Origin of the sequence: Methylobacterium sp. 190mf, from assembly GCF_900107945.1 — a bacterium.
In the GTDB taxonomy this organism is placed as follows: domain Bacteria; phylum Pseudomonadota; class Alphaproteobacteria; order Rhizobiales; family Beijerinckiaceae; genus Methylobacterium.
Genome location: NZ_FNVI01000066.1, coordinates 1 through 5,005, shown reverse-complemented (window position 1 = coordinate 5,005; position 5,005 = coordinate 1). Strand labels below are relative to the sequence as shown.

Here is a 5,005-nt window from a genome sequence, read left to right as displayed (position 1 = left end):
GCTCGCCCGACCGGCTCCGGCGGCCAAGCTACCCGTAGAGCAGAGGCCGACCCTGCACTAATTTTGAACTCGGACCACCTCGTGGGGGCAGGTCAACCCGAACTCTCCGCCCGCTGACGAGGTTTCAGCAGACGGTGACCTACAAGGCCTGACGCGCTTCTTCGCGGGCTTCCGGACCAAGGATCGGTCGTGACCTACACCGTCCAGCAGCTCGCTCCCGGCAGCTACGACGTCCTGCTGGATGGTGCCCCCGTCGCGTCCCTAGTTCGTGAGGTCGGGCGCAGCGACGCGGTGCAAGGATGGCTGATCGAACTCCTCGATGAGACGGTACCAGCCAAGCGACCGGCGCCCTTCACGGGGCAGCAGCACGCCTTCGCCTCGCGCGCAGCAGCGCTGGAGTGGCTCGGCATTGTAGGGGCCGACGCGCCTACCGAGCCGACCGGATGAACGTCATCAAGGGCCGGATGTTCGCCGTCGCCGTGGCCTTTGTGCTCGTGAGTGTTGAACGCGCGCTTGAGGCTGCAGGCCTGGAGTACGCGATTGAGGACTGTTCCGTCGCGGCTTTCACAGCAGCCATCGTGGTGGTGGCTGCAGATTTACGGGCATGACTGCCGACCTTTTCATATCCGAGAACGGCGGTGGGGCCGGGATCCGGTTCCGGGAACGGAAGGCGCCGGCTGAGTGAACAAGTCTGCCAAAGCTCGAGCGGCTGAGCGCAAGCTGGCAGCAAAGCGGTTCAACTAGCGGGTGAAGCGTTCGCCACCACCGCCAACGCGGTGGGTCTGGGCATCCTAGCCGCGGCGACGATCATCCCGAACTTCGGCCAAGCGCCCGGCAGCCCATCCCCCGCCCTGCACTCATGGTGGGCTGGTCCTGCGGCCTTCCTCGTCCTATTCTTCGTGGCTCCCGCAGCCTACCACTTCCTGCGCAGCGAGGATTGATCGTGACCGACCCGAACCTCTGGATCAGCTACGGACTGCCCGCCTTCGGGGTCGCTTTCGGCCTTGTCGGACTCGCGGTCGCGTGGATCTCAGCACGCCGGTTTGATGCTCGGTTCGCTGATGTTGAGGTCACGGCGCCAGTCGAGCGGGCCCCGCGCGTCACGCCCTACCGGAAGCCCAGTAAGCACCCTCGTCGCGGCTCGCCTAGCCGGCCAGCCTCTATACGGACGTAGGCGGAGCCGACGCTGCTCTACTCCACCGTGCGCCACTTCACGGGCGGTAGGTTCTCGCCTGGTATGGTCGCATCCCTCTGGTAGAAGGTCCGCCGGTCGCCGGTCACCACCTCGGCAACGTCGTCGATCGCGTCGATTACCTTCGAGGTCGCGTTGTAGAGCGGGCCCTGCGTCTTGGCCCTCGTGAGGACCAAGACGCATTGCTGCCGCCAGCGCCGCGCCTCCTCCAGGAAGGCGACCTCCTCGGCCCGCACGAAGACGCCCCGTCTCGACATAGCCCATCCTGTGATCCGCGGGCGGGATCTAGAACGGGAGCAGAACATAGCGAGACGGGCGGCCGAGAACACCGGCATCAACCGGCCATGTGTCATGGGCAGACGCGAACAGAGCAACACCCGTTGACGGGCCGTTAACTATGCGCGGTCATGCTGCCGACAGCGATCGGTCGAGGGGCCGAGCGACGGCAGAGCAGCTCTATGGCCTACCCCCCTGGCCTCGGTGCGGCCTCGCCGTCGCAGTCGCGCTTGCCTAGCGTGGGCCGCTATCCTCCGATCTGACGCCGTGTACGAGGGACGCCAGGTAAATGGCGGACGCGATCATGGCGCAGGCCATGACGCCGAGGGCTTGAGCTGTTGGCAAGGTCATACCGGCAACCATGCCGTCCGGTTGTGGCGAGCGTGTTGCCGGATATGGGTAGGGCGATCACGAGCTTGCGATATGGCGTGGTCAGCCCCTGATCAGATCGGGCGATGAGGCTGAGATGCAGGGCGGGCATGCGACCGAGCGCCGAATCTCTCTCACGATGTGATGTGTTCAAGCTCTGCCGCGATCCGGCGGCCAGGAGCGTGCCGTGTACAATCCCTTCTTCTCATCGCTGATGCTGGCCATTGAGGCGCAGCGCGTCATCGAACTGCGGTTGGTTCGTCTAGCCTGGGGCGGTAGCGAAGGACTGGCTGAGGCTCAGTCCATGGTGATTGAGAAGGTTCACGCCGCCGGCGAGGCGATGACGACACTGATGTTCGGCGGCTCGCCCGAAACGGTCATCGCCCGCTACCGTGAGCACGTGGCTGCGAACACGAAGCGTCTCTCCGCTCCGTGAAGGCCGTGCGGCTTCGTCATAGAATGCCTAGCTAGAACGCTTCGCGCTCCAACTCCCGCTGCACTCCACCAAGCCGCCCGACGTGCGCCAAGTGCCGCTGCCGCTACCCTTCGCGGTCAGACTGCCGGCGATCGGCACCTTGTTCGAGCCTTGGGTGATGGTGGCCTGCACGGCGCCGGCCGCCGAGACGCCGCCATCGATGTCGACCTCCTCCCCGGGGATCGACGCGTCGCTGTCCTTGATCTGCACGTTGTAGCTTGTGCTGGCCGAGCAGGGGCCCTCAGTCGTGGTGGCGACGATCGTCCAGGAGCCGTCGAACTGGTTCGGTACCTGCACCTTCTTCGTCGCGGCATCCGCTGGGTGGAAAGCGCCTGCCGTCAGGCAAGCCGCGAGGATCAGGGTCGGGGTACGTGCCACAGACTGCTCCGGAGATCGCGCAGCCGGGGACGGCTACGCCATCGCAGAACGGAGGTGTCAGCTGGATAGTTTCAAACGCTGCCCCGATCCCACTGCGGCTAAAAGACAATACGCTCCAGGGGCCTTTCGCCGAGGGCGGCCTCGGCGAGGGCCGCGACCGTCAGCAACCTTCTATTAACCATAACGGTCGAGGTAGCTTCTGCGATCGGCTGGGGGGCTGAGCGCCGGAAGAGCAGTGCCTAAATCCAGGGTGCGGCCTCGTTGGCGCAGTCGCACCAAGCCCGCACCTGGAACACCAGGGCGGGCTTCTATCGTCAAATCGGGCGACGGAATTGCCTCGCTTCAGGCGAGCGGCTCATCGACCGGCATGCCCCACCGTCTTCACCGCGGCATAGGGCGGATCGCCCGCTGGGAAACACGCTCCCCAGCTTCGGCCGGTCGGTCAGATGTCGACCGGCCAAAGCGTCCGCCGTTCCAGACCAGATAGCCGAGGCCGGCGGCCACGCCGGCGAGCGTCGCGATAAGGGCGAACTCGCTCGACATGCCTCCCGCCACGGTGCCTCGCCGCCGCGACTGAAGCGCGTTCGTTTTGGCCCGCACGAACGCCCGTGTGGCAGCGGCAACCTCCTCGGGCGCGAAAAGCATCTGGGCTGCGGGGATCAACTCATGCACGTGGCGATGCAGGTGCTGATCCACGAGGAACGTGACATCCTCAAAGGTGTCGAGCCAGCCAGCCGAGTCCGCCCTACGGCGACGGGCGAGCTGCTGCAGCTGTCGCCTGAACTCAGCGTGGCCGCGGTTCAGGTCTTTGATCAGCGTGCGCGTCTGGCTCTCCCGGCTCAACGGGCCATACAAGCTGGCACCAAGGCCGATGGCATGCAGATCAAGCTCGTCCATGAGATCAGCCAGCATCTGCTCGCGGCTGCCGACCGCTCTGGGATCGTTGAGAGCGTATGGTATCTCACGGATCAGGCCACCAATGTTCTCATGGTCGCGCTTGATGAGTTGCCAAACGTCCATGCACGTCTTCCTTGCCAGTGAAACTACCAGCTCCGAACACCGTGCGCCCGCTGAGCGTTCCTGATCGAGTTCGTGTCGACTCAAGCCGCCACTCAGATGACCGCCTGAGGATGCGGCGATGGCGTGCCAGAGTACCGCTTCGGGTCCTGTGCGCAGCCGGTATGTACCCTGCGATGGGTGAACCTCCGGCGGCGGTGTTCGGCGTATGAACCCGAAAGGACCACCGCACCGTGGCAGGACGGGCATCGCTTCGGCGCCATCACGTAAGCGCTCTTTGCCTCAGCGACGCTGATCTGACGCCAGATACCCTTGATTTTCGCTTCACAGGTCTGATCATCAAGCGTCGCCATGCCCGCGGGGTGCCATGGCGAGATGGCTCGCGCCAGCCTGCGGCCGAGCGGACTGGCGCGACAGAATGGCAGCCCTCAGTTCATCCGCCGACGCCGTTCCCGAACCTCCTGCTGGGCGAGCCTGCGTCCGAGCGCCATCAGCAGCGTGTCCGCCTGTGCCTTCAACTCAGCGTCCTGCAACTCCACGATCGCCTGCTGGGCGGCGATAGCGTGCTCGGCCGCCCGGTCCAGCGGCCGTTCCATCGAAAGGGTTTCGGCTTCGCTGAACGCGTCCTCAGACATCCGCATCTGGGTTATGTCCACCAGGATGCCAGCACCGCCTACCGACCGGCCGAGATGATCGATGCTGAAGTGGCCTCGATCTAGGACCCAGCGCGTCTGGCCATCGGCCGATATCACTCGGTATTCGGCGAGATATGTGCCGCCGTCAGCGCGGCAGCTCCGGATCTGGGCGAAAACGCGCCCGCGGTCATCTGGCTGTATGCTGTCGATGAAGAGCGAGAGCGGCACACCCTGCTTAGCTTCGTCAGGATCGACACCGAACAGCAGCGCCACGAACCCATCGACACGGGCTCGATCGGTCGTCGCACTCCACTCCCACCTACCAATCACGTCGAGCGCATCTAGGGCGTGCTGAAACGCCTTGGGGCAGGTCTGGTGAGCGAGAAGCTTGAGCTTTGACACTGCGGAGCCCGCGGACAGTCTTAAACCTGATCTGTGTAATAGGTGTCAGATCACAACCACACGCCGCATCGAATACGATATCCTCAACTGTTGCGCGATGGGCACTACTTCTGCGGGCGGAAGGTATTATGAATGCATGCAGGGGGCGAGTGAGCCGCACGCGGAGTGACCTGCCCCCACGAGGTGGTCCGAGTTCAAAATTAGTGCAGGGTCGGCCTCTGCTCTACGGGTAGCTTGGCCGCCGGAGCCGGTCGGGCGAGC

Annotated in this window: 7 protein-coding genes; 3 read left to right on the top strand and 4 right to left on the bottom strand. The window is 64.6% G+C overall.

Translation table 11 applies throughout. The features are described from left to right. Positions 1 to 189: 189 nt before the first annotated feature. Positions 190 to 447: a hypothetical protein gene (locus C4T42_RS31160; protein ID WP_042671961.1), complete on the top strand. Its 258-nt coding sequence runs from the start codon at positions 190 to 192 to the stop codon at positions 445 to 447. Then, a complete protein-coding gene (locus C4T42_RS32220; RefSeq protein WP_181049265.1) occupies positions 444 to 608 on the top strand; it encodes a hypothetical protein in 165 nt (54 codons plus the stop codon). The genes C4T42_RS31160 and C4T42_RS32220 overlap by 4 nt, the downstream gene beginning before the upstream one ends. Positions 609 to 1,191: 583 nt before the next feature. Here C4T42_RS32220 and C4T42_RS31155 read toward each other — a convergent pair. Next, the gene (locus C4T42_RS31155; RefSeq protein ID WP_020096564.1) at positions 1,192 to 1,449 is read right to left on the bottom strand and encodes a hypothetical protein; all 258 of its coding nucleotides are present in this window, start codon (positions 1,447 to 1,449) and stop codon (positions 1,192 to 1,194) included. Between the two features lie 575 nt (positions 1,450 to 2,024). On the opposite strand from C4T42_RS31155, the gene C4T42_RS31150 reads away from it, so the two are divergent. Beyond that, positions 2,025 to 2,273, top strand: a complete 249-nt coding sequence (locus C4T42_RS31150) for a hypothetical protein (protein ID WP_020096563.1) — start codon at positions 2,025 to 2,027, stop codon at positions 2,271 to 2,273. A gap of 27 nt (positions 2,274 to 2,300) precedes the next feature. On the opposite strand, the gene C4T42_RS31145 is transcribed toward C4T42_RS31150, so the two are convergent. The 3 genes from C4T42_RS31145 to C4T42_RS31135 form a co-directional block, all read right to left on the bottom strand. Further along, positions 2,301 to 2,690: a hypothetical protein gene (locus C4T42_RS31145; protein WP_020096562.1), complete on the bottom strand. Its 390-nt coding sequence runs from the start codon at positions 2,688 to 2,690 to the stop codon at positions 2,301 to 2,303. 381 nt (positions 2,691 to 3,071) lie between these two features. Continuing rightward, on the bottom strand, positions 3,072 to 3,710 hold the full coding sequence (locus tag C4T42_RS31140) for a hemerythrin domain-containing protein (protein ID WP_020096561.1): 639 nt from the start codon (positions 3,708 to 3,710) through the stop codon (positions 3,072 to 3,074). A 425-nt stretch (positions 3,711 to 4,135) separates the two neighbouring features. Continuing rightward, the gene (locus C4T42_RS31135) at positions 4,136 to 4,615 is read right to left on the bottom strand and encodes a PAS domain-containing protein (RefSeq protein WP_348529883.1); all 480 of its coding nucleotides are present in this window, start codon (positions 4,613 to 4,615) and stop codon (positions 4,136 to 4,138) included. Positions 4,616 to 5,005: the final 390 nt, after the last annotated feature.

Coding starts and splice junctions, on each gene's coding strand:
- C4T42_RS32220 (WP_181049265.1), top strand. CDS start 444: ATGAACGTCATCAAGGGCCGGATGTTCGCCGTCGCCGTGGCCTTTGTG.
- C4T42_RS31155 (WP_020096564.1), bottom strand. CDS start 1,449: ATGTCGAGACGGGGCGTCTTCGTGCGGGCCGAGGAGGTCGCCTTCCTG.
- C4T42_RS31140 (WP_020096561.1), bottom strand. CDS start 3,710: ATGGACGTTTGGCAACTCATCAAGCGCGACCATGAGAACATTGGTGGC.